Source organism: Mucilaginibacter sp. HD30, assembly GCF_054061755.1.
Genome location: NZ_JBSSEO010000001.1, coordinates 2,613,851 through 2,633,417, shown reverse-complemented (window position 1 = coordinate 2,633,417; position 19,567 = coordinate 2,613,851). Strand labels below are relative to the sequence as shown.

The following is a 19,567-nucleotide window of genomic DNA, read 5'->3' as shown; positions in this document are numbered from 1 at the left end:
TCGCATCTAAATGATAACTTCGGGCTTTAATTAGATACAATGAGCTTAAAAGACTATAAAGGCGTTCTGCACGGCGATCAGGTGCAGGAGTTGTTTGAAGCGGCAAAAAAGCACCAGTTTGCTTTACCTGCTGTAAATGTTACCGGCACAAACACCATTAATGCGGTAATGGAAACTGCTAAAGCGGTTAATTCGCCTGTTATTATACAATTATCAAACGGTGGCGCGCAGTTTTATGCGGGTAAATCGTTAGATAATTCAAAACTGCAGGCATGCATTTTAGGCGGTGTATCTGCTGCAAAACACGTGCATTTGTTGGCTGAGCATTATGGCATTGCTGTAATATTACATACAGACCACGCAGCAAAAAAACTATTACCCTGGATAGATGGCCTGCTTGATCATGGCGAGAAATTTTTTGCTGAAACCGGCAAACCTTTGTTCTCATCGCACATGCTTGATCTGTCTGAAGAGCCTATAGAAGAAAATATAGAAATATCTGCCAAATATTTGGAACGTATGGCCAAAATGGGCATGACACTTGAAATTGAACTGGGCGTTACCGGTGGCGAAGAAGACGGCGTTGATAACTCTGATGTTGATAGCTCACGTTTGTACACCCAGCCCGAAGAGGTTTCTTATTCATACGAGCATTTGTTAAAAGTTAGCCCGCGCTTTACCGTTGCTGCTGCTTTTGGTAATGTACATGGTGTATACAAACCGGGTAACGTAAAACTGCAGCCGGTTATATTGCATAACTCGCAGGAGTATGTCAAGAAGAAGTTTGGTTTGACTGACGAAAAGCCTATTAACTTTGTATTCCACGGTGGTTCAGGCTCAAGCCAGGAAGAAATTCGCGAAGCTATTAGCTACGGTGCCATTAAAATGAACATTGATACCGATTTGCAATGGGCATTTTGGGAGGGTATTAAAGATTACTATAAATCAAAAGAAGGATATCTGCAAAGCCAGATCGGTAGTCCGGATGGTGAAGATTCTCCTAACAAAAAATATTATGATCCGCGTGTTTGGTTGCGCAAGGCGGAAGAAACTTTTGTTAAAAGATTAACGGCCGCATTTGAAGACCTTAACTGCATTAACGCCACAGACAAACTGTAGCCGAAAAGCCATAAATTATATAAAGCGCCGGTGTATAAAACATCGGCGCTTTTTTTTAGTTTTAGTTGTAGCAAAAACGAGTTTATGGCTAAAGAAAAAAAGAATTTATTTGAGCGGTTTGCCAATTGGGCCACTAATGCCACAGGCAGCTCAGCCGCATTTATTTTGGCTATTACAATAATTATAATTTGGTTGGTAACAGGGCCTATTTTTAAATATTCTGATACATGGCAGTTAATTATAAACACAGGCACCACCATAGTTACTTTTCTAATGGTTTTCTTGATTCAAAAAAGCCAGAACAAAGACTCAAAAGCAATACATTTAAAACTGAATGAATTGTTGGCGTCTCACGCAGGGGCCAGCAACCGGATGGTAGATATTGAAGATTTGACTGAGGAGGAATTGGATCGTCTGCATAAATATTATGAGCAACTGTCTGACCTTGCAGAAGGAGAGGATGATATTTTGTGCACACACTCTATTGATGCTGCAGAAGAAAACCACAACCTAAAGTTAACCGGCCACATGAACAAAAAACATTACCAGGATGCCAAAGCCCAAAGAAATAAAAGTAAGCAAGGTAAATAACCCGCAACTGCTTGAAACGGTGTTTGCCATACGGCGCGAGGTTTTTGTAATTGAACAACATTGCCCGCCCGAGCTGGAATGGGAACACGAAGAAGAGTCGACTCATTTTTTAGCCACCATTGATGGTGAACCTGCTGGTGCCTGCCGTTGGAGAAAGACCGACAGCGGCTATAAACTGGAGCGTTTTGCAGTATTAAAGCAACACAGAGGGCAAGGGATAGCACACACCATGGTGACAACTGCGTTGCATGACCTGCCTGCTGACGCCGAATACATTTACCTTAATGCACAGGTTGACGCGGTGCCGTTATACGAAAAATCGGGCTTTGAAAAAACGGGTCCGCAGTTTGAAGAAGCGGGGATACAGCATTATAAGATGGTGAAGAAAATTTGATTTCGAATTTCGGATGTTCGATTACGGATTTATTTGGATTTCAAATTTCGGATGTTCAATTTCGAATTTTACTTGTCATTTTGATAGGGAAGAATCTTGTAAAAGCGACTAACACGCCGGATTAGCAAGCGTATAAGATTCTTCGCTATCGCTCAGAATGACAAGAAAAACGTCACTCATCTGCCCAAACTTTATTCTCAACACTTATCCTAACATACAACATTCCCGCGTTAAGTACCGAGAATATTATAGCCGTGTAATACAGGTTAAATACCAGCGGGATTATAGCAATCTCTAACACCACCTCCATGTAGTTAGGGTGCTTAAAGATCTTGTACGGACCTTTCTTTACAGGATAAACACCCGGTACACGGTAGATCTTGGTGTTCCAGTATTTCCCTAAAGATGACAGTGCCCAAAATTTGAAAGAAAGCACCGCGATAAATGCAAGCAGGAAGTAGTAATTAAATGGTGCATTGTCCCGTAAGTTATATTCAACAATAATAGATACGATGAACAGTGTATGCATGCCTACCATAAAGGGATAGTGGCTTTGCCCGTATTGCACCGCACCTTGTTCTAACAACCACTTTTCGTTCTGGCGAGCTATGTACAACTCCGACAGGCGCTGTGTGATAAGGAAAGCAAGGAATACCCAGAAATACATCGTTTAATTGTTAGCAAGCTTTAAAAGTACCATCTCACTGGAAAACCCCGGGCCCATAGCCATCATTAAGCCATAGCCATCCTCAAAGCCTTCGGTCATAAATTTATCCAACACATACAAAACGGTAGCGCTTGACATATTGCCGTTTTCGTTCATCACCTCGCGCGTTTTCTGCAAAAAGTCGCCTTCCACCTGCAAGGCATCTGCATATGCATCTAAAACTTTTTTGCCGCCTGGATGAAAAATAAAATTCTTGATCTGGCTTAGCTGCAGGTTATGTTTTTGCAGGAACTCAGTTATATCGTGCTTTACGTTCTCGTGTATAAATGTAGGGATATCTTTAGAGAATAAAACCTTAAAGCCAGTATCCTTAAATTCCCAGCCCATAACGTCAAGCGAATCATAATACAATTTGCTGCTTGCTGCGATATAAGACACTTTCGATGCTGGGGTTTGATTGGCATCGCCTTTAACGATACATGTCGCCACGCCGTCTGAAAATAAGCTTGAGCCAATAAAATTACTCTTGCTGTAGTCTGATTTGATCAGCGTTAACGAGCATAACTCCACTGCTATCAACAAAACTACCGCATTTGGGTTTGCTATAGCGATGGTATTGGCTTTTGCCATTCCTGATACCCCTCCGCCGCAACCCAAGCCCCAGATAGGAGTACGGTTTATGTGCGGATTTAAACGCATGGCGTTTATGATGAGCGCATCCATACTCGGTGTGGCCAGGCCTGTGGTTGACACAAATAGGATATCCGTGATCTCTTTTTTAGTGATACCGGCTTTAGTAATGCAATCGTCAATGGCTTTTATTGAATACTCCAGTGTTATTTGCTGATAGTCATTATTCCGCTCCTCAAACGTGGTAGGTTGGGCGTACCAATCAAGAGGTTTGCAAAAGTTACGGGTGATTATCTCGGTATTATCAAAAGCAAATATAAGCCTGTCGGTTTGTGGGAAGTTGGCAGAAAATAAAGCCTTAGCTTGCGCTTTCACTGCTTGCTGCTCAGTTTTAAATGGAAAATCGACTGTTGATGTTGCTGCTATATGGGGCATACTTTATATACGTAGAATAATGTTTTACGCTGCCTTAATAATGCTTTTTCCGGCTCAATTGTTTTGTTCAATAAATGTACCAAACAAAAAGCGCCCCGGTTTCCGGGGCGCTTTTTAACAAATCACTTTTTTATTTAATTAATAGAACACTGTATAAAGGGCAGTTAATATACCTATTATCAGAAGCGCTCCTACAGCGAAGCCGTTGGTTGTTTTAAACATAGATGCGTCAACTTCCAGCCCGTTAGTTTTCTTGCCGCGTGCATGATCAATTAAACTGATGACAATCATCGAGATCATACAGATAACGAATACAAAACCCATACGGTCTAAGAACGGAATTTCCCATAAGCCACTTTGGGTGTTAAAGAAAGAAAATCCGGTTGTTTTTAATGGTTCAAGATTTGCGAATTTTGGCAGGAACTTAAAGAATACAGAGAAACCAAAACCACCAATTGTTGCAAATAACGCAGCGTTTGATGATGCTTTTTTCCAGAAGAAGCCCAAAATAAACATGGCGAAGATACCCGGAGATACGAAACCTGTGTACTCTTGTATAAATTGAAACCCGCCTTTTTTGTCGATACCCAGGAACGGAGAAATTACTACACCCAGTATCATGGCTACAACAACGGTGATTTTACCCACATTAACCAGGTTTTTTTCGCTGGCTTCAGGGTTGATCTTTTTCTTGTAAATATCAAGTGTAAAAATAGTAGCAATACTGTTTGCCTTACCCGCTAACGATGCCACTACTGCAGCCGTTAATGCCGCAAAAGCCAATCCCTTAACGCCTGTAGGCAATAGGTTTAACAATACAGGGTAAGCATTATCATGGTTTTCATTAATGCTGCCTGCGCTTACTGCATCAAATACCTGCTCTTTAAACAATACGTAAGCAGCTATACCAGGCAATACTACTATAACCGGCATTAACAGCTTTAAAAACGCTGCGAATAAAATACCGCCACGGGCAGTTTTTAAATCGGCCCCTAAGGCACGTTGGGTAATGTATTGGTTACAGCCCCAATAGTTCAAATTCACTATCCACATACCGCCCAATAGCATGGTTAATCCCGGAACGTCGCCATAGCTGGCATTGTCTTTCTTAAGGATCATGTGGAAGTGATCATTGTATTTTTCGTACATTACGGTTAAGCCATTAACTATGCCTTGCTGGCCGTAATGCTCGGCTACTTGTGTTACAGCAATGTAAGTAGTTACTAAGCCACCCAATATCAAAAAGAACACCTGTATAACATCAGTAAAGCCAATAACTTTCATACCACCAAGGGTGATAATGATAGAAAATACAGCTAACAGGCCGATACACAGTTCAAAGTTGATACCTGATATACCGTGGATAGCTATTGCACCCAGGTAAAGGATAGAAGTAAGGTTTACAATTACATATAATAATAACCAAAATATAGCCATGATCATTGCGACAGTGCTGTTGTAGCGCTGATGCAAAAACTGCGGCATGGTGAAGATCTTGTTTTTAAGATAAACCGGAATAAAAAATACAGCTACAATAACCAGCGTAAGCGCGGCCATCCACTCATAAGTCGATATAGCTAAACCCATCGTGAAGCCGTTACCACTCATGGCTACAAATTGCTCTGCAGATATGTTAGAAGCAATTAATGATGCACCAATGGCCCACCAGGTTAAAGAACCCTCTGCAAGGAAATAATCCTTTGATGAAGATACCCCAACTATTTTTTTACGGTTATAAACCCACAACCCGTAAGCAGCGACAATGACGAAGTACACAAGGAATACTGCGTAATCGCCAAAAGATAATTCTTTCATATGTTTTATATTGGTTTTTTGCAACAATTATAACCTTTATGTTACGCATTAGCAACAGCACCGAACAAATATTATCGACAAAGGTTTGTGTTTTTTAAATACCATACGAAGAGTGGTTTTTTTTGGTTGATTTTTGACGAAAATCGCAAGAACGTTAGTCTTTTTGAGCCCTCAAGGTTTTTGCTGGAGAGCTTTGTGGTAGTCATCCAATGCTTTATCCAAGGGTTGCCCTTTAACGTGGATGCACTCACAAAATATTTTGCATGCCCCGGGATTTTTGCTGTCATCGCATTGTGTTTTACAGTCGGCTAAAGTATTGCGCGGCATCAGGTCAAATACATGCGTAATAACAAATACAAAGAGCACCAAACCCGCGAATACGCCTGCGAAGAACTTAACCGGGAATTTGCTATTGGTGATTGCAGGCTTTGTAACCATAACAGGGCCGGAAAATATAATGGCTTTTAATCTATGGTAATCCCAACAAAGCAAGTAAATGCAAGATACCACCATCAATGGCGATGTTAAAAGCGAACCCTCAAAACGCACTGCAAGCGACAGTATGCAAATATTTAATATAATAGGGAAGTAGATTAGTACCCCTAATAATGCTGTACGCGGAATTAGTAACAGAACGGCAGCCAAAACTTGTAAAATGCCTATGGATGTATAATAATAACCCGTATGATGCAGCGCCTCTAAATAATGCCCCATCGGCTGGTTATTGTGCAGATCAGTGAAACGCTCGCCAATGATCTTAACATAACCCGCGGGTAAAAAACCTGCAGCCAAAGCAATGCGGTTAAATACCGTAAAGTAATTCATCCATTTATTTTGCCTTGCCTTTAAATGCAGATCATCGAGCGTAGAAAATATATTCATAATAAAAGTACTTTGTAATGCAAAGTTAATTATAAATATGAATTGAGGAAATTAATTCTTGAAGCAAGAGTTAGCATATAGTTGGATGATATAATTAAAATATTCCGCAATTGTAAGGGAAGGTTAGTACCGTTATTTGATGACATAACTACCCCAAAAATCTGTCGGATATTGTACGGAATTAATATTAGTAGCATTCCCCAATCCTCTAGGCACAGCGCTGACAGTGGGTGCTCCTTCCACTGAAGGCCTCGATGTTCGTTGTATAGATGTGACGCCATTTATCATCACGTTATAGAAAATCATTTTCCCACTGTTAGGAGCTATCCCTAAAAGCTTAATCGGAATCAAAAGTTCACAAGTTAATGCACCGGTGTTATTTACTACAACGGCTGATTTGAATCCTGTATCGTTATAGATAGACAATAGCGTATCAGAGATAGTCTTAAACCCCTTTAGTTTTAATTCTTTCCATCCACTCATGATTTTATTGTTGATTATGTGAATGACCGAGTCGCGTGAACTTTTTCATTCGAATGGGCCTTCATATCCTCCAAGGAAGGAAATATGGAAAGTTGACGATCATTCGGAATAACTGGGAATGTAATAATATATGGAGATAAGTCTTCTCTACTTCCACTCGTGTTAATCGTAAAAGACATCCCACCTCCAATGATTTTTTTTATGATTAAAGGATCTACAGCTTGAATGGCCAGATATATGTACTGGCTGTTATTGGCCAAGATGTAATTAGTCTCCGTTCTTTTATTGTATGCTTGAAACTTGTCATTCCACTCTTTCGCTAACCCATCTATTTTAAATCCTGGTTGCAAGGCAATACTTTCCGTTTGTTGATTAGGGAGATTTTGGGCTTTTAAAATATTTGAGATAAAAATTGTTGTTAGTATCGGCAGCATTAAAATTAAATTTCTCATAAATAAGCTTAAATTAATTTGTGCAATATCGAACAATCATCATCAATGTAAATGACTAATTATAAGTATTGAGGAATTGGTCAACGAGTTTTGGTAAAACTATTAGTTTTCTTTGTCTTCTAATCATTGTCCACTTAAACCATTGGTACTTATTTTCTACAAACAAAAAAGCCGCTCCTTTTTACAGAAACGGCTTTATATAAATTAAATATCTGGAGACTAGATATAACGGTTGATCAGGTTTTCAATGTATTCCTGTTTGCCGCTGATAACAGCAGGCTCGCCGTTTTGAATAGCATATTCGCGCAAATCTTCTAAAGAAAGTTTACCTTCTTCAAATTCTTTGCCTTTACCGCTGTCATAAGAAGCGTAGCGCTCAGTGCGGATCTTTTCGTAATCTGATTTTTGCAAGATGGCATCAGCAGTTACCAATGCACGTGCAAAAATGTCCATACCACCAACGTGAGCGTAGAACAAGTCAGCCGGATCAGTTGAGTTTCTGCGGATCTTAGCGTCAAAGTTAACACCACCACCTTGTAAACCACCTGCTTTCAGGATGATCAACATAGCTTCGGTTATTTCGTTGATATCGTTAGGGAACTGGTCGGTGTCCCATCCGTTTTGAACGTCGCCACGGTTAGCATCAATTGAACCTAATAGGCCGGCGTCAGCAGCAACCTGTAACTCGTGTTGGAAAGTATGACCAGCCAATGTAGCGTGGTTTACTTCTATGTTAATTTTGAAATCGTTCAACAGATCGTATTTCTGTAAGAAACCAAACACAGTAGCACAATCATAATCGTACTGGTGTTTAGTAGGCTCGCAAGGTTTTGGCTCAATGAAGAAATTACCTTTAAAGCCTTGTTTGCGGGCGTAATCCTTAGCAGCATGTAAAAATTTAGCCAGGTGCTCCTGCTCGCGTTTCATGTTGGTGTTCAACAGGCTCATGTAACCTTCTCTGCCACCCCAGAATACGTAGTTTTCGCCACCTAATGCAATAGTAGCATCTAAAGCAGCTTTAACCTGAGCAGCACCATGTGTTAACACGTGGAAATCAGGGTTGGTAGAAGCACCGTTCATGTAACGTGCGTGCGAAAACAAGTTAGCAGTACCCCAAAGCAATTTTACACCGCTTTCGGCTTGTTTTTGCTTAGCATACTCAACTAAGGCCTGTAAACGACGATCGTTCTCGTTAATATCATTGGTGTAATCAACCACATCCACATCATGGAAGCAGTAGTAAGGCAGGTTCATTTTAGTTAAAAACTCAAATGCAGCGTCCATTTTGTCTTTAGCGCGTTCAACTGCGTCAGCTTTTTTATCCCACTCAAACTCATGAGTTGGTCCACCGAAAGGATCGCCACCGTTGCCCACAAATGAATGCCAGTATGCACCTGCAAACTTAAAGTGATCTTTCATGGTTTTACCTGCTACCACTCTGTTTTCGTCATACCAGCGAAATGCCAACGGATTATCTGACGCTAAGCCCTCAAATTTGATCTGGCCGATACCTTTAAAAAACTCGGTTTCGCCTGTTACTATTTTTGCCATTAGTTTATTTGTTAATTACTTAATATTTCGGTTTATTAATTTACTGTGTGTAATTGTTTGTCTTTAAGTATGGTTAGCTGCTGTGTAAGCAATCCCTTCCATTCCTGGTAAACAGATTCAAACATTTTTGATGTCGGCTCTATCAATTGCACCGGATGCATATTGCTGAAAGCCTCAGCCGGATTGTTAAAAATACCGGCGCCAATACCGGCACCTAAAGCCGCACCTACGCTACCATCATTTTTGTACAATTCAACAGGTATCCCTGTAGCATTAACAAATGTTTGTGCAAAAAGATCGCTTAAAAACAAATTAGCTTTACCGGCACGTATTACCGTTGGGCTCATACCGTTTTCGCGCATAATATCTACACCATAACGGAACGCGCAGGCTATACCTTCCTGTACTGCTCTAAAAATATGTGCCTGTGTATGCAGGTTCAGATCAATATGATGAAAATGTACGCCTACCAATTCGTTATTCAGCATGCGCTCCGCGCCATTACCGAATGGTAAGATGCGCAAACCATCGCAACCGATAGGGGCGTGGTTGGCTATCTCATTCATTTGCTGATAGCTTACTGCCGAGCCAAACAAATTTTTGGTCCAGCGGTACATGCTGCCTGTACCGTTAATGCAAAGCAATACGCCTGTTCTTTTTTCTTCTTCGCTATAGTTAACATGAGCGAAAGTATTTACGCGTGATTGCGGATCGTATGTCAAATCATCACTCACACCGTATATGACGCCTGATGTACCTGCAGTAGCAGCTACCTCGCCAGCGTTCAACACGTTTAATGAAAGCGCGTTGTTAGGTTGGTCGCCCGCTTTATAGGCTACCGGTATGCCAGCTTTAAGGCCTAATTTACCGGCAATGGCGGCAGTTACCTGGCCATGATCAGAAAATACAGGTTTTACAACAGGGAAGAAACTTTCTTCAAAACCGTAATAGTTGATGATATCTTTTGAGATACTATTGTTCTTAAAATCAAAGAAAACACCTTCAGACAAAGCCGATATAGAAGTGGTAATATCACCCGTAAGCTTCATGGCGATATAATCGCCAGGCAGCATTATTTTGTCAATCTGCGCGTAAATCTCGGGCTCGTTCTTTTTTACCCATGCCAGTTTAGAGGCGGTAAAGTTGCCGGGAGAATTTAGCAAATGCGATAAGCAAACATCATGGCCAATGGTGTCAAATGCTTCTTCGCCCAGCTCAACTGCGCGGCTGTCGCACCAGATAATACTATCGCGAAGTAATTTTTGTTCTTTATCAACCAGTACCAAACCATGCATCTGATAGGCTATACCTATGGCAGATATATCTTTAGGATCGTACTTTTGGGTGCTGTTACACAGGCCTATAGCTTGTTGCGCCTGCTGCCACCACATTTCTGGCGATTGCTCTGCCCAACCCAACTGCAAAGAGGTTATAGGCGATTCAGTATCAGGATATGCGGCTGATGCGATAGTTTTTTGCGTTGCCGCATCAACAACCGATACTTTAACTGATGATGTACCTATATCTATGCCTAAAAGTAACATGCTGTATATTAATTAATTATAAATAATTGTCGATTTAATAATTGGGTACGCGTCTGAGCAACGAAATTAAATCTTTTTTTTAATATGCAATCGATTGCAGGCAATTATTTTTATCATATTTGCAATAATCCCATGAAAGCTAAAAAGCGAGTTACCATTTACGATATAGCCGAGAGGCTAAATATTACTGCATCGTCGGTATCGCGGGCGCTTAATAACAGTAATCACGTAAACGAAGAGACCAAAAAGCTGGTAATTAAGACGGCTGCAGAGCTTAATTATAAGCGTAATGTACTGGCCTCAAACCTGCGCATGGGGAAAAGCCACACCATAGGCGTTGTTGTGCCGCGAATTAATCAGAATATATTTTCGAACGTTATTGCCGGGATTGAAGAGGTTACCAACAACCAAAATTATAACCTCATCATCTGCCAGTCTAACGAGTCGGTGGCTAAAGAGATCAAATGTGTTAATGCGCTGGTTAACCAGCATGTTGATTGTGTAGTCATCTCTATGTCGGTTGAAACGGAGGATATAAGCCACCTAAAAAATGTTATAGACCACGGCATACAGTTGATACAGTTTGACCGTGTGGCTACCGAACTGGAAACCCTGAAAGTTATAAACGATAACGAGCAGGCTTCTATGGAGGCGGTTGAACACCTGATAGAACAGGGTTACAAACGTATAGCCTTATTAGAAGGCCCCCAAAACCTGAACATATTTAAACAACGCCGCGATGGTTATTTAAAGGCGCTTAGAAAGCATAACATTGCGGTTGCTGATGAGTTGATGATGAAGAACGCCTGGACAAAAGAGCTGGGAGCCACCGCCACCCGCCAACTGCTTAGCCTGCCCCAGCCACCTGATGCTATATTTGCTTCCACATCTGATTTTTCTGCGTTGGGTGTTTTAGATGTTGCGCACGATATGGACATACAAGTACCCTCTCAACTGGGTATCTGCGGCTATGCCAATGAAGCCTTTACCGAGCTAACCAATCCATCCATTACCACTATAGACCAGTTCAGTATCCATATGGGCCGCACCATTGCAAATTTGTATTTTGATGAGTTGCAAAAAAGCGAAGTTGCAGTTACACCTAAAGTAATTAGTTTGAAACCGGAGTTGATTATTAGGTCATCGACTTTGAGGAAGGGAAAATGAAATGGAACCCGGCACTTATTATAATTTTATTTTTTGTGTTGACGGCCTGTGATTGGCAGGCGGAAGTAATTGTTGTAAGCAGTCAGCGAACTGACACCTTAGCAGTAATGACCTGGGATGACAACGAATTTGGGCCGGTAACAGATAGTATGGTTTATGATGACTTATATTCAAGGTCTGATGTAATGCTGCCGACTAAAGCGCAAATGATTACGCTGCCTAATAGGAAATTTAAATACGCTCCAGATTCTAAAATGATTGATCTATATATTTTTAGTCTCGATACCGCCACAAAATATCAGCAGTTAAAGCTAATGTCTGGAATCTTGAAAAGAGCCTTATTGAAAAAGATTACTATTCAGGCCAATACAATTAAAGAACCGGTAGACACCATTTACATCAAATAATTTTCCCTCCGCTGTCCGAAGTTTTTACTTCGGACGACTATGCCGGTAGTCTCTGACTATCGTACGGCTGGTTAATAGACTGTTTTTTCATTTCGTGTAGTCAGAGACTACACGCATAGTAGTTCGAAGTCTGGAAACTTCTACCAGCGGGCAAAAATTCGCTTCTCACCCGCTAAGACTTGCGCTAAAGAGCGAAATAGTAGAGTGAACGCTTGATATAAGATAGATGTCTAAGCCGTTTTTATCAGCGCTTCTGCTTCTGTATTTAATTTGGGTAAATGATTCATAATTATGTTCCAAATAACAATGTCGTTTACATTGTCATAAGCATGAATCACTTTGTTTCGCAAGTCTACTATTTGTCTTGCGTATGAAATAGCAATTGTGGGATTGATTTTTAATAATTTGCTTACCGCCTCGCCTATAATTTCAAGCTCTCTTTCTACTGCTCGTCTCTTGGTCTTGTTGCTTAAGTATTCGTCAAGTACTCTGCGTCCCTCAAGATGCTCGTCAATTGATGAAATGCTCACAATAACATCTGCAAGAAGTTTTTTCTCTTCAAGGGTCATAAAACAGCTATTTTCTGACTGTTTATTTTTTGTAGTAAATAAGGATTTGTAATTGTTTCCTCCGCTATAATGTCTACGTTTTTTTTCAGAATTTTTTGCAGCGCATATATAAGTTTAAAATAATTTTCGCCGTACGCAGTGTAGTTTAGTTCGGGATTAAAACTTACCATAAAATCAACATCACTTTCATCAGCCATATTACCCACGGCAGCGCTTCCAAAAAGGTAGGCACGTATAACCCCACACCTGCGCATCACATCTTTTATTTCCGATAAATTAGATTCCACTAAACTAACCATGATAGCAAACTTACAAAATTATCCGCTGTCCGAAGTTTTTAACTTCGCATTACTATGCCGGTAGTCTCTAACTACCGTAACTATGTGGGGTTAATTAAATGTTTTTTTCTTTTCGTGTAGTCAGAGACTACACGAAAAGAAGTTTTTGGGGCTGGAGATTTCGACAGCTACGTCCTAACCTGAATTTACAGTGTTGCAAAACTGTTGCTTTTCTGTTGCTAAAGTGTTGCAAAAAAGTGTCAATTTTTAAATTTTGCAACTATCTGAAAATTAATTAATTAAACATTTTTTATAGCTAATTTTTTAACTTAAAAGTCGTTGTGTTTTTTATAAGTGATAAAATATAATATTTTAATAATAAGTTAGTTACAAATTTTTTTTATGTTTTTTCCGGGTAACACATATTTTATGCAACACCCTGCTATCATCAGCATGAAGACTTTGAACAAACTGGCATTAACGCTTTACCAAGTGTCAAAAAAAATGCCCCGAACATTTACGTCCGGAGCACTCAAATCAAAAACTAAAATTTTCAGGCCAATTTACGGCAGATTCTTTTTATCAACTTTCCAGTTCTTGTCAGCAGCAAGCCCCGGAGGGTTGCCGGTAAACCATTTGGCTGCTTCTTTGTCGCCTTTTAATTGCCATTTGTACCATGCAGTAGCAACCTTAGCAAACTCGCCGCCGTGTGGTTGGCCGTATGTGCCGCCGTGCCCCACATCCATGTTGGCAACAAAAACAGGTACGTGGTTAATGTTTTTAAAATCGTCCATACCGTTAGCATAGGCAATATCCTTCTCGCCTCCTAACACATACAAAGTAGGAGTATGCAGTTTTTTCAGATGCTCTTTTGGTAGATCAGGCATGCCGCCTACACCGCTACCGCGTGTTACGAAAAGGCCACTGTTGTATATAACAGCAGTGGTAACTCGTTTATCGGGCGCCATTTCTAACGTTTGCAAGCCACCGCAAGACATACCGCTTACTGCTATTTTGGCAACATCTATTTTGTTATACAGCGGACTTGTTTTGTCGCTGTTTTGCGCAATAGCCCAATCAATGGCATCAGTTAACTGGGTTGATTTTGACATGGGGCCACTTGCCTTTTCACCCGCCAGAGGTAATGGGCCAATAGCTACCACTAAAAATCCATTAGAAGCTACTTCAGACAGGAAATTAACATGCTCCCACGGCGAGTTAGCGCAAGCGCCGTTACCCCATGCTATAATAGGCAGTTTTTTATTTGGCCCGAAGGAGCTAAGATCCTGCGGACGGAAAACGGTGTGCGTAGCTAATGAAGCCTCTTGCAGCGCAATGGCTTTGTAAGGGCCCGTGCCGCCGTCTTCAATAACACGTGATGTTGGCCTTGCTGCTGGTGCTGTTTGTGCCGATACTGTGTTTACCATGCTTAGGCCGGCAATTGCAGCAGCAATTAAAAATGAAATATTCTTTCTCATAAAATTCAATTGATCGTTATAATTAACTAAGATTACTATTTAAATAATTTGGGTAAAGTAGTGGCCAGATAAAGTTTGCAGTTCATCCAGGTGTGTCCGCCGGGAACTATCAGCGACTCAAAATTTACGCCCTTCTCCTTAAACATTGCCATGTTCTTTTTGGTGCTTTCGTACAAAAAGTCTTCGGTACCTACGCTAAAGCTTAAAAGTTTAAATTGTTTATTCAACATAGCAGCGTCCGGCTTCCAGTCGGCAAAAATTTGTCTAAATTCTGCAGTTTCGGGATATGGCGCGTAAGCACTTACATAAGCAAATTTATCGGGATTGCTTATGCCAACCTCCATTGTTTGGCCACCGCCAACAGAAAAGCCGGCAATGGCACGATGGGGTTGATCTGTCAGCACCGGATAGTTGGCCTGAATAAATGGAATAATATCGCTAACCACATCGTCCATAAACTTACCCATTGGCGATGGGCGCACGTTAGCATAAGGCATAACAATTATCATAGGTACGGCCTTCTTTTCTGCTATAAGGTTATCAGCAATAAAATTAGCCTGACCCACTTTGGTCCAGGTTTCTTCCGTGTCAGATCCACCATGGATCAAATAAAGCACAGGGTATTTTTTTTGGCTGTTTGCATCAAAGCCCGGTGGGGTATATACCAATAACTGACGGGTAGTGTTCAGGCTAGCTGACTTGTATAAACGATAGGTAACTTTACCATGGGGTACATCTTTTACCGCATGTACAAGCGGTGTGCTACCTTTAATATCAACCAAGCTGAACTTAAAGCGCTCGTTGGCGAAAATGCGGGTGTTGTTAGGGTCGGCTACCTGTATACCATCAGCTACGAAAGCATAGGGGTAAATATCAGGTTTAATATTAGGTACAGTAATGGTCCATACGCCGGCAGCGTCTTTAGTCATGGCCTGTTTCTCTTTCAGAAATTCGCCGGTTAGGAAAACTTCTTTTGCGTTTGGTGCGGAGAATCTGAAGATGGCACTATTGTCTGCATTTACCTGCGGCGACACCGGATACGGCGCGCGCACTGCCTGCGGCATAGCGCTCAGGCCTGTAAATAGGGTTAAAATAAGCAGGTTTAATATCTTTTTCATGTTGATTTTCTGTCTGTGATTATTTAAAAAGCAAAGGCGCAGTAGCAGCTGCATATTGTTTAACATTCATCCAGGTATGGCCGCCACCGGTGATAAGGCTTTTATAATTTACATTATGTGCCTTCAGGTAATCCAGGAACTCAACGGTTGATTTATACAGAAAATCTTCACTGCCCACGCTTACCCAAAAAAGTTTAAATTTTTGATTGGTAACAGCTGGTTTGCCCGCTACGTCCTTGTATTCGGTCTCCATTTCTTTAGGCGATAAGTAGGCGCTATAGGTACATACGTAAGCAAACTTATCCATATTGGTCAAAGCGGTACGCAGGGTTTCGCCGCCACCGCGAGAAAATCCCCCGATGGCACGATTGGCAGCACCGGGTAAGACGCGATAGTTTTTCTCTACATATGGGATAACCTTAGTAACAAGATCATTAGCGAAGTTTTTGGCACGTGTTACTGCCTCTTCACTTTCGCGACCTGCCGGGTCGGCCGGCTTTGAACCACCTTTTTGATCTGCCACGCGTGCTTCAATATTACCATTTGGCATTACTATTATCATTGGTTTGGCTTTGCCTTCGGCGATAAGATTATCCAGTATCAGGTTAACTTTGCCTACTTTAAAAAAAGTTTCTTCCGTATCTGTAGTACCGCTGATAAGGTAATATACCGGGTATTTTTTATTTTGGCTTTTATCATAACCGGGAGGGGTATATACTACTAATGATCCGGTTGTATTTTCAACACCGGCGTAATATTCGTAAGAAACAGATCCATGAGGAACGTCTTTTAATGCATGAATTAACGGCTCATCGCCTTTAACATCTAACAAACTCCCTTTAAAACGCTCATTAGGGAAAAAATCCTCATTGGCAGGGTCCATTACAGAAATGCCATCTACAACAAAATTGTAAGGATAAATGTCTGGTTTAACCGGGCCTACAGTAACGGTCCACTGGCCTTGTTCATTTTTGGTCATGGCAGCCGGGCCGGTTAAAAACTGACCGCTCAATTTAACGTCCTTGGCATTAGGTGCAATGTAGTTGAAGGTTACCGTTTTGTCGGCATTAACCCGTGGTGACATTGCTAACGGCCCACGCGGGGGTTGACCCTTTACTAGTGCCGGTAAGCAGAGCAAACAAATTAATAGCGCTCTTAAAGCTTTGTTTATTTTCATAATTGGTTGTTAGTTATAATGCTATCGGTTTAGCTATAGCTGCTTAGGTTTTATTAGTTATTAACTTCAAAAATACAACGCGAAATCGAAATAGTAACAAAAATGTTAAAATTCTTTGTCTCTGCATGTTATGTTGATTTCTGTTCAACCATGTTGACAGAAATAAATTAAGCATGCACTATATAAATATTTGCGATTTTATTTATCCCTACAAAAAAAAGCACCTCCCGGGGAAACCCGGAAGGTGCTTTAAGCCATTTCTATTTTACATTAAAATTTCTTTGAGCCGGCCGGAGGTGTAGCCTTTACGTTCCCTACTTTTTTAGGTACATTCATAACGGCGTTAAAGGCTGGCTTTTGTTTCCATTGCCTGTCCCAAAGTAACGGATAATTCATACGGCCCGGTATTGGCGATCCGTTTTTCCAGCTTTGACCGTCCTGCACTCCCCAGAAGGTTACCCGGCCTATCTGGTCGCGGTGCTTGTAAAATATCTCAAATATCTCTTCGTAGCGTTTTGCCAGTTGCGCCTGAACATCAGCAGGCAGGCCGTCTCTGTAAGGGTCTAAATAACTTTTGAATTCCGGCAGTTGTAATTGCCTGTCGGGATTCAGGGTCCACCCGGTTAGCTGTCCCTCTCTGCTAAGCGGTAGCACGTCTATATCAAGCTCGGTTATCATCACCTTAACTCCTAAAGCAGCATACATATTAATGGCATCTTCAATGTATTGGTTTTTAGGATAGTTAAGTCCCCAATGGCTCTGCATGCCTACACCATCAATACGGATACCTTCCTTTTGCAGCATTTTTATCATGCGTATTATGCCATCTCGTTTTTCAGGGCGCCAGGCATTAAATTCATTGTAGTAGAGCTCGGTATGGGGTGCGTACTGTGCGGCATATTTAAAGGCATACTTTACCAAGGTGTCGCCGCTTCCTAACGATTTGATCCAATTGCTGTTGGTACGATAATTTCCGTCTTCGCCCATTTGTTCGTTTACAACATCCCAGGCATTAATACGGCCTTTATACCTGCTGCTACGGCTTCAATATGGCTTCTTAACCGTTCGAGCTGCTGCTCTTTGGTGTTAGGTTTACCTTCTGCATTGGTAAAGAAAAAATCAGGTGTTTGCTGGTGCCATACCAGCGTGTGCCCCATTATCCACATCTTATTCTTTTCGCCAAACGCTACATATTGATCAGCAGGTCCCCAGTTGTATTCGCCAGGGCGCGGGTTTACCACCGCGGCTTTCAAATTGTTTTCAATGGTGATGGCATTAAAATGCTTTAGCACGGTATCCATCAAAGTTTTGCTACGCTCAGAGGTAATGTTAGGCGATATAGCGGTGCCTATTAAAAAGGCATCTTTGTAAACGTCTTTTAAAGCTTGTGCCTTAACGGTAGTGGGCATTATCAAACCGCTGATAAACAGTGCGGGTATTGCAATTAGAATATACTTTAAACGGGTCATTGTCTTACTTATATAAGGATTCGCGAAAGTAAAGAAACATAAATTATCTGCCCTAACGAAGGCTACTATGTAATAACTTAGTTAGTATAAATAAAAAATGCCCCGCCCGGTATAACCAGGCAGGGCGGTTGAATTTATTTAACCGATATTAATATAAGGCAGGGATTGGATTAAGCTTAGTGTTTTGGCGCTGGTGCCAGTAAGGATAAATAGGATCACGATTACTGGCGGCATCCAGTTTCTTTATCTGGTCTACGGTCAAGTTCCAGCCTACTGCTGCAAGGTTTTGCTTTAGTTGCTCCTCGTTACGGGCGCCTATTATCAGGTTAACCACTGTTGGGCGTTGCAGCAGCCAGTTCAGGGCTACCTGGGGGACGGTTTTGCCCGTTTCTTCGGCTACTTCATCAAGCGCATCAATAATAGGGTAAAGGCGATCAAAATCAACCTTGGGGCCATGGCCGCCACCTTGGCTTATGCGATTATCAGCGGGCATGCCGGTACCGCGCCTGAACTTGCCGCTTAGCTGACCAGATGACAGCGGGCTCCACACAATGGTGCTTACCTTTTGATCTACACCCAGCGGCATTAGCTCCCACTCAAACTCACGATCGAGCAGGGAGTAGTAGGCCTGGTGTGCCACATAACGAGACCAGCCGTAACGCTCGGATACCGAGAGCGACTTCATCAAGTGCCAGCCCGAGAAGTTGGAACAGGCTATATAACGGATCTTGCCGGCAGTTATTAAATCCTGTAAAGCGTGCAGGGTTTCTTCAACTGGGGTATTGCCGTCAAAGCCGTGCATGTGGTAGATGTCTATATGGTCAACACCCAGGCGTTTAAGGCTGGCGTCGCATTCTCTTATCAGGTTATAGCGGGATGAGCCCACATCATTCGGGTTATCGCTCATCGGGAAGGTGGCTTTGGTTGAGATCAGCACCTTATCATGCAAACCCTTAATGGCCTGCCCCAGGATCTCTTCTGACATGCCGCGCGAGTAAACATTAGCTGTATCAAACAGTGTTACATCGGCATCAAGGCACAGGTTAACCATGCGTTTGGCCTCGGCCACATCTGTGCTGCCCCAGGCTTTAAAAAACTCGTTACCGCCGCCAAAGGTTGCCGTGCCTAAGCTAAGCACCGGAACATGAAACCCTGATGCGCCCAATTGTCTGTATTCCATATTATGCTATTGTTGGTTGTTGTGTGGTAAAGGTAGCAGATGAAAGCTTACGCTGTTTTCACGGTTTTGTCATTTGTTGAGAAATGTTTAGGTGTGCTGTCCCACCTGTGTGTGAGCCAGTATGAGACAAATTGGGACAGTTTTTTTAATAAGTATTTGTC

General features: G+C 41.7%; 19 protein-coding genes and 1 pseudogene. 5 read left to right on the top strand and 15 right to left on the bottom strand.

The window, feature by feature from the left end; genetic code table 11:
• Positions 1 to 39: 39 nt before the first annotated feature.
• From fbaA to ACVW2L_RS12545, 3 genes are all read left to right on the top strand, one after another.
• Complete coding sequence (gene fbaA, locus ACVW2L_RS12555) at positions 40 to 1,119, top strand: class II fructose-bisphosphate aldolase (RefSeq protein WP_457128316.1); 1,080 nt, start codon at positions 40 to 42, stop codon at positions 1,117 to 1,119.
• Positions 1,120 to 1,203: 84 nt separating this feature from the next.
• Entirely contained in the window at positions 1,204 to 1,710 is a 507-nt protein-coding gene (locus ACVW2L_RS12550) for a low affinity iron permease family protein (RefSeq protein WP_457128315.1), read from the top strand.
• Positions 1,670 to 2,104 carry a GNAT family N-acetyltransferase gene (locus tag ACVW2L_RS12545; RefSeq protein ID WP_457128314.1) on the top strand — a complete coding sequence of 145 codons (435 nt, stop codon included), beginning with the start codon at positions 1,670 to 1,672 and terminating at the stop codon, positions 2,102 to 2,104. Before ACVW2L_RS12550 ends, ACVW2L_RS12545 begins: the two co-directional genes overlap by 41 nt.
• A 172-nt stretch (positions 2,105 to 2,276) precedes the next feature.
• Here ACVW2L_RS12545 and ACVW2L_RS12540 read toward each other — a convergent pair whose 3' ends face one another.
• From ACVW2L_RS12540 to ACVW2L_RS12505, 8 genes are all read right to left on the bottom strand, one after another.
• Complete coding sequence (locus ACVW2L_RS12540; RefSeq protein WP_457128313.1) at positions 2,277 to 2,771, bottom strand: isoprenylcysteine carboxyl methyltransferase family protein; 495 nt, start codon at positions 2,769 to 2,771, stop codon at positions 2,277 to 2,279.
• Between the two features lie 3 nt (positions 2,772 to 2,774).
• Positions 2,775 to 3,836: a type III polyketide synthase gene (locus tag ACVW2L_RS12535; protein ID WP_457128312.1), complete on the bottom strand. Its 1,062-nt coding sequence runs from the start codon at positions 3,834 to 3,836 to the stop codon at positions 2,775 to 2,777.
• A gap of 138 nt (positions 3,837 to 3,974) precedes the next feature.
• On the bottom strand, positions 3,975 to 5,651 hold the full coding sequence (locus tag ACVW2L_RS12530; RefSeq protein WP_457128311.1) for a sodium/sugar symporter: 1,677 nt from the start codon (positions 5,649 to 5,651) through the stop codon (positions 3,975 to 3,977).
• A 171-nt stretch (positions 5,652 to 5,822) separates the two neighbouring features.
• A complete protein-coding gene (locus ACVW2L_RS12525; RefSeq protein WP_457128310.1) occupies positions 5,823 to 6,533 on the bottom strand; it encodes a hypothetical protein in 711 nt (236 codons plus the stop codon).
• Between the two features lie 132 nt (positions 6,534 to 6,665).
• A complete protein-coding gene (locus ACVW2L_RS12520) occupies positions 6,666 to 7,016 on the bottom strand; it encodes a hypothetical protein (RefSeq protein WP_457128309.1) in 351 nt (116 codons plus the stop codon).
• A 14-nt stretch (positions 7,017 to 7,030) separates the two neighbouring features.
• Positions 7,031 to 7,468: a hypothetical protein gene (locus ACVW2L_RS12515; protein ID WP_457128308.1), complete on the bottom strand. Its 438-nt coding sequence runs from the start codon at positions 7,466 to 7,468 to the stop codon at positions 7,031 to 7,033.
• A 219-nt stretch (positions 7,469 to 7,687) separates the two neighbouring features.
• Positions 7,688 to 9,019 (bottom strand): xylose isomerase, encoded by a 1,332-nt coding sequence (xylA, locus tag ACVW2L_RS12510; protein WP_457128307.1) that lies wholly within the window; start codon positions 9,017 to 9,019, stop codon positions 7,688 to 7,690.
• 35 nt (positions 9,020 to 9,054) lie between these two features.
• Positions 9,055 to 10,563: a xylulokinase gene (locus tag ACVW2L_RS12505; RefSeq protein WP_457128306.1), complete on the bottom strand. Its 1,509-nt coding sequence runs from the start codon at positions 10,561 to 10,563 to the stop codon at positions 9,055 to 9,057.
• A gap of 132 nt (positions 10,564 to 10,695) precedes the next feature.
• Here ACVW2L_RS12505 and ACVW2L_RS12500 point away from each other — a divergent pair, with 132 nt between their 5' ends.
• Entirely contained in the window at positions 10,696 to 11,730 is a 1,035-nt protein-coding gene (locus tag ACVW2L_RS12500) for a LacI family DNA-binding transcriptional regulator (RefSeq protein ID WP_457128305.1), read from the top strand.
• A complete protein-coding gene (locus ACVW2L_RS12495) occupies positions 11,727 to 12,137 on the top strand; it encodes a hypothetical protein (RefSeq protein ID WP_457128304.1) in 411 nt (136 codons plus the stop codon). Before ACVW2L_RS12500 ends, ACVW2L_RS12495 begins: the two co-directional genes overlap by 4 nt.
• A 230-nt stretch (positions 12,138 to 12,367) precedes the next feature.
• Here ACVW2L_RS12495 and ACVW2L_RS12490 read toward each other — a convergent pair whose 3' ends face one another.
• From ACVW2L_RS12490 to ACVW2L_RS12460, 7 genes and pseudogenes are all read right to left on the bottom strand, one after another.
• Positions 12,368 to 12,706 carry a HepT-like ribonuclease domain-containing protein gene (locus ACVW2L_RS12490; RefSeq protein WP_457128303.1) on the bottom strand — a complete coding sequence of 113 codons (339 nt, stop codon included), beginning with the start codon at positions 12,704 to 12,706 and terminating at the stop codon, positions 12,368 to 12,370.
• Entirely contained in the window at positions 12,703 to 13,005 is a 303-nt protein-coding gene (locus ACVW2L_RS12485; RefSeq protein ID WP_457128302.1) for a nucleotidyltransferase family protein, read from the bottom strand. The genes ACVW2L_RS12490 and ACVW2L_RS12485 overlap by 4 nt, the downstream gene beginning before the upstream one ends.
• 542 nt (positions 13,006 to 13,547) lie before the next feature.
• Positions 13,548 to 14,462: an alpha/beta hydrolase family protein gene (locus ACVW2L_RS12480; protein ID WP_457128301.1), complete on the bottom strand. Its 915-nt coding sequence runs from the start codon at positions 14,460 to 14,462 to the stop codon at positions 13,548 to 13,550.
• 35 nt (positions 14,463 to 14,497) lie between these two features.
• Complete coding sequence (locus ACVW2L_RS12475) at positions 14,498 to 15,580, bottom strand: esterase (RefSeq protein ID WP_457128300.1); 1,083 nt, start codon at positions 15,578 to 15,580, stop codon at positions 14,498 to 14,500.
• A 19-nt stretch (positions 15,581 to 15,599) separates the two neighbouring features.
• Positions 15,600 to 16,664, bottom strand: coding sequence for an alpha/beta hydrolase-fold protein (locus tag ACVW2L_RS12470; RefSeq protein WP_457128299.1), 1,065 nt, complete (start codon positions 16,662 to 16,664; stop codon positions 15,600 to 15,602).
• A gap of 363 nt (positions 16,665 to 17,027) precedes the next feature.
• Positions 17,028 to 18,166 (bottom strand): annotated as a pseudogene (locus ACVW2L_RS12465) (endo-1,4-beta-xylanase).
• A gap of 208 nt (positions 18,167 to 18,374) precedes the next feature.
• Entirely contained in the window at positions 18,375 to 19,406 is a 1,032-nt protein-coding gene (locus ACVW2L_RS12460) for an aldo/keto reductase (RefSeq protein ID WP_457128298.1), read from the bottom strand.
• Positions 19,407 to 19,567: the final 161 nt, after the last annotated feature.

Bases quoted from the DNA above. Each gene is read 5' to 3' on its own strand.
- fbaA (WP_457128316.1), top strand. From the start codon at position 40: ATGAGCTTAAAAGACTATAAAGGCGTTCTGCACGGCGATCAGGTGCAG.
- ACVW2L_RS12550 (WP_457128315.1), top strand. From the start codon at position 1,204: ATGGCTAAAGAAAAAAAGAATTTATTTGAGCGGTTTGCCAATTGGGCC.
- ACVW2L_RS12545 (WP_457128314.1), top strand. From the start codon at position 1,670: ATGCCAAAGCCCAAAGAAATAAAAGTAAGCAAGGTAAATAACCCGCAA.
- ACVW2L_RS12540 (WP_457128313.1), bottom strand. From the start codon at position 2,771: ATGTATTTCTGGGTATTCCTTGCTTTCCTTATCACACAGCGCCTGTCG.
- ACVW2L_RS12535 (WP_457128312.1), bottom strand. From the start codon at position 3,836: ATGCCCCATATAGCAGCAACATCAACAGTCGATTTTCCATTTAAAACT.
- ACVW2L_RS12530 (WP_457128311.1), bottom strand. From the start codon at position 5,651: ATGAAAGAATTATCTTTTGGCGATTACGCAGTATTCCTTGTGTACTTC.
- ACVW2L_RS12525 (WP_457128310.1), bottom strand. From the start codon at position 6,533: ATGAATATATTTTCTACGCTCGATGATCTGCATTTAAAGGCAAGGCAA.
- ACVW2L_RS12520 (WP_457128309.1), bottom strand. From the start codon at position 7,016: ATGAGTGGATGGAAAGAATTAAAACTAAAGGGGTTTAAGACTATCTCT.
- ACVW2L_RS12515 (WP_457128308.1), bottom strand. From the start codon at position 7,468: ATGAGAAATTTAATTTTAATGCTGCCGATACTAACAACAATTTTTATC.
- xylA (WP_457128307.1), bottom strand. From the start codon at position 9,019: ATGGCAAAAATAGTAACAGGCGAAACCGAGTTTTTTAAAGGTATCGGC.
- ACVW2L_RS12505 (WP_457128306.1), bottom strand. From the start codon at position 10,563: ATGTTACTTTTAGGCATAGATATAGGTACATCATCAGTTAAAGTATCG.
- ACVW2L_RS12500 (WP_457128305.1), top strand. From the start codon at position 10,696: ATGAAAGCTAAAAAGCGAGTTACCATTTACGATATAGCCGAGAGGCTA.
- ACVW2L_RS12495 (WP_457128304.1), top strand. From the start codon at position 11,727: ATGAAATGGAACCCGGCACTTATTATAATTTTATTTTTTGTGTTGACG.
- ACVW2L_RS12490 (WP_457128303.1), bottom strand. From the start codon at position 12,706: ATGACCCTTGAAGAGAAAAAACTTCTTGCAGATGTTATTGTGAGCATT.
- ACVW2L_RS12485 (WP_457128302.1), bottom strand. From the start codon at position 13,005: ATGGTTAGTTTAGTGGAATCTAATTTATCGGAAATAAAAGATGTGATG.
- ACVW2L_RS12480 (WP_457128301.1), bottom strand. From the start codon at position 14,462: ATGAGAAAGAATATTTCATTTTTAATTGCTGCTGCAATTGCCGGCCTA.
- ACVW2L_RS12475 (WP_457128300.1), bottom strand. From the start codon at position 15,580: ATGAAAAAGATATTAAACCTGCTTATTTTAACCCTATTTACAGGCCTG.
- ACVW2L_RS12470 (WP_457128299.1), bottom strand. From the start codon at position 16,664: ATGTCACCACGGGTTAATGCCGACAAAACGGTAACCTTCAACTACATT.
- ACVW2L_RS12460 (WP_457128298.1), bottom strand. From the start codon at position 19,406: ATGGAATACAGACAATTGGGCGCATCAGGGTTTCATGTTCCGGTGCTT.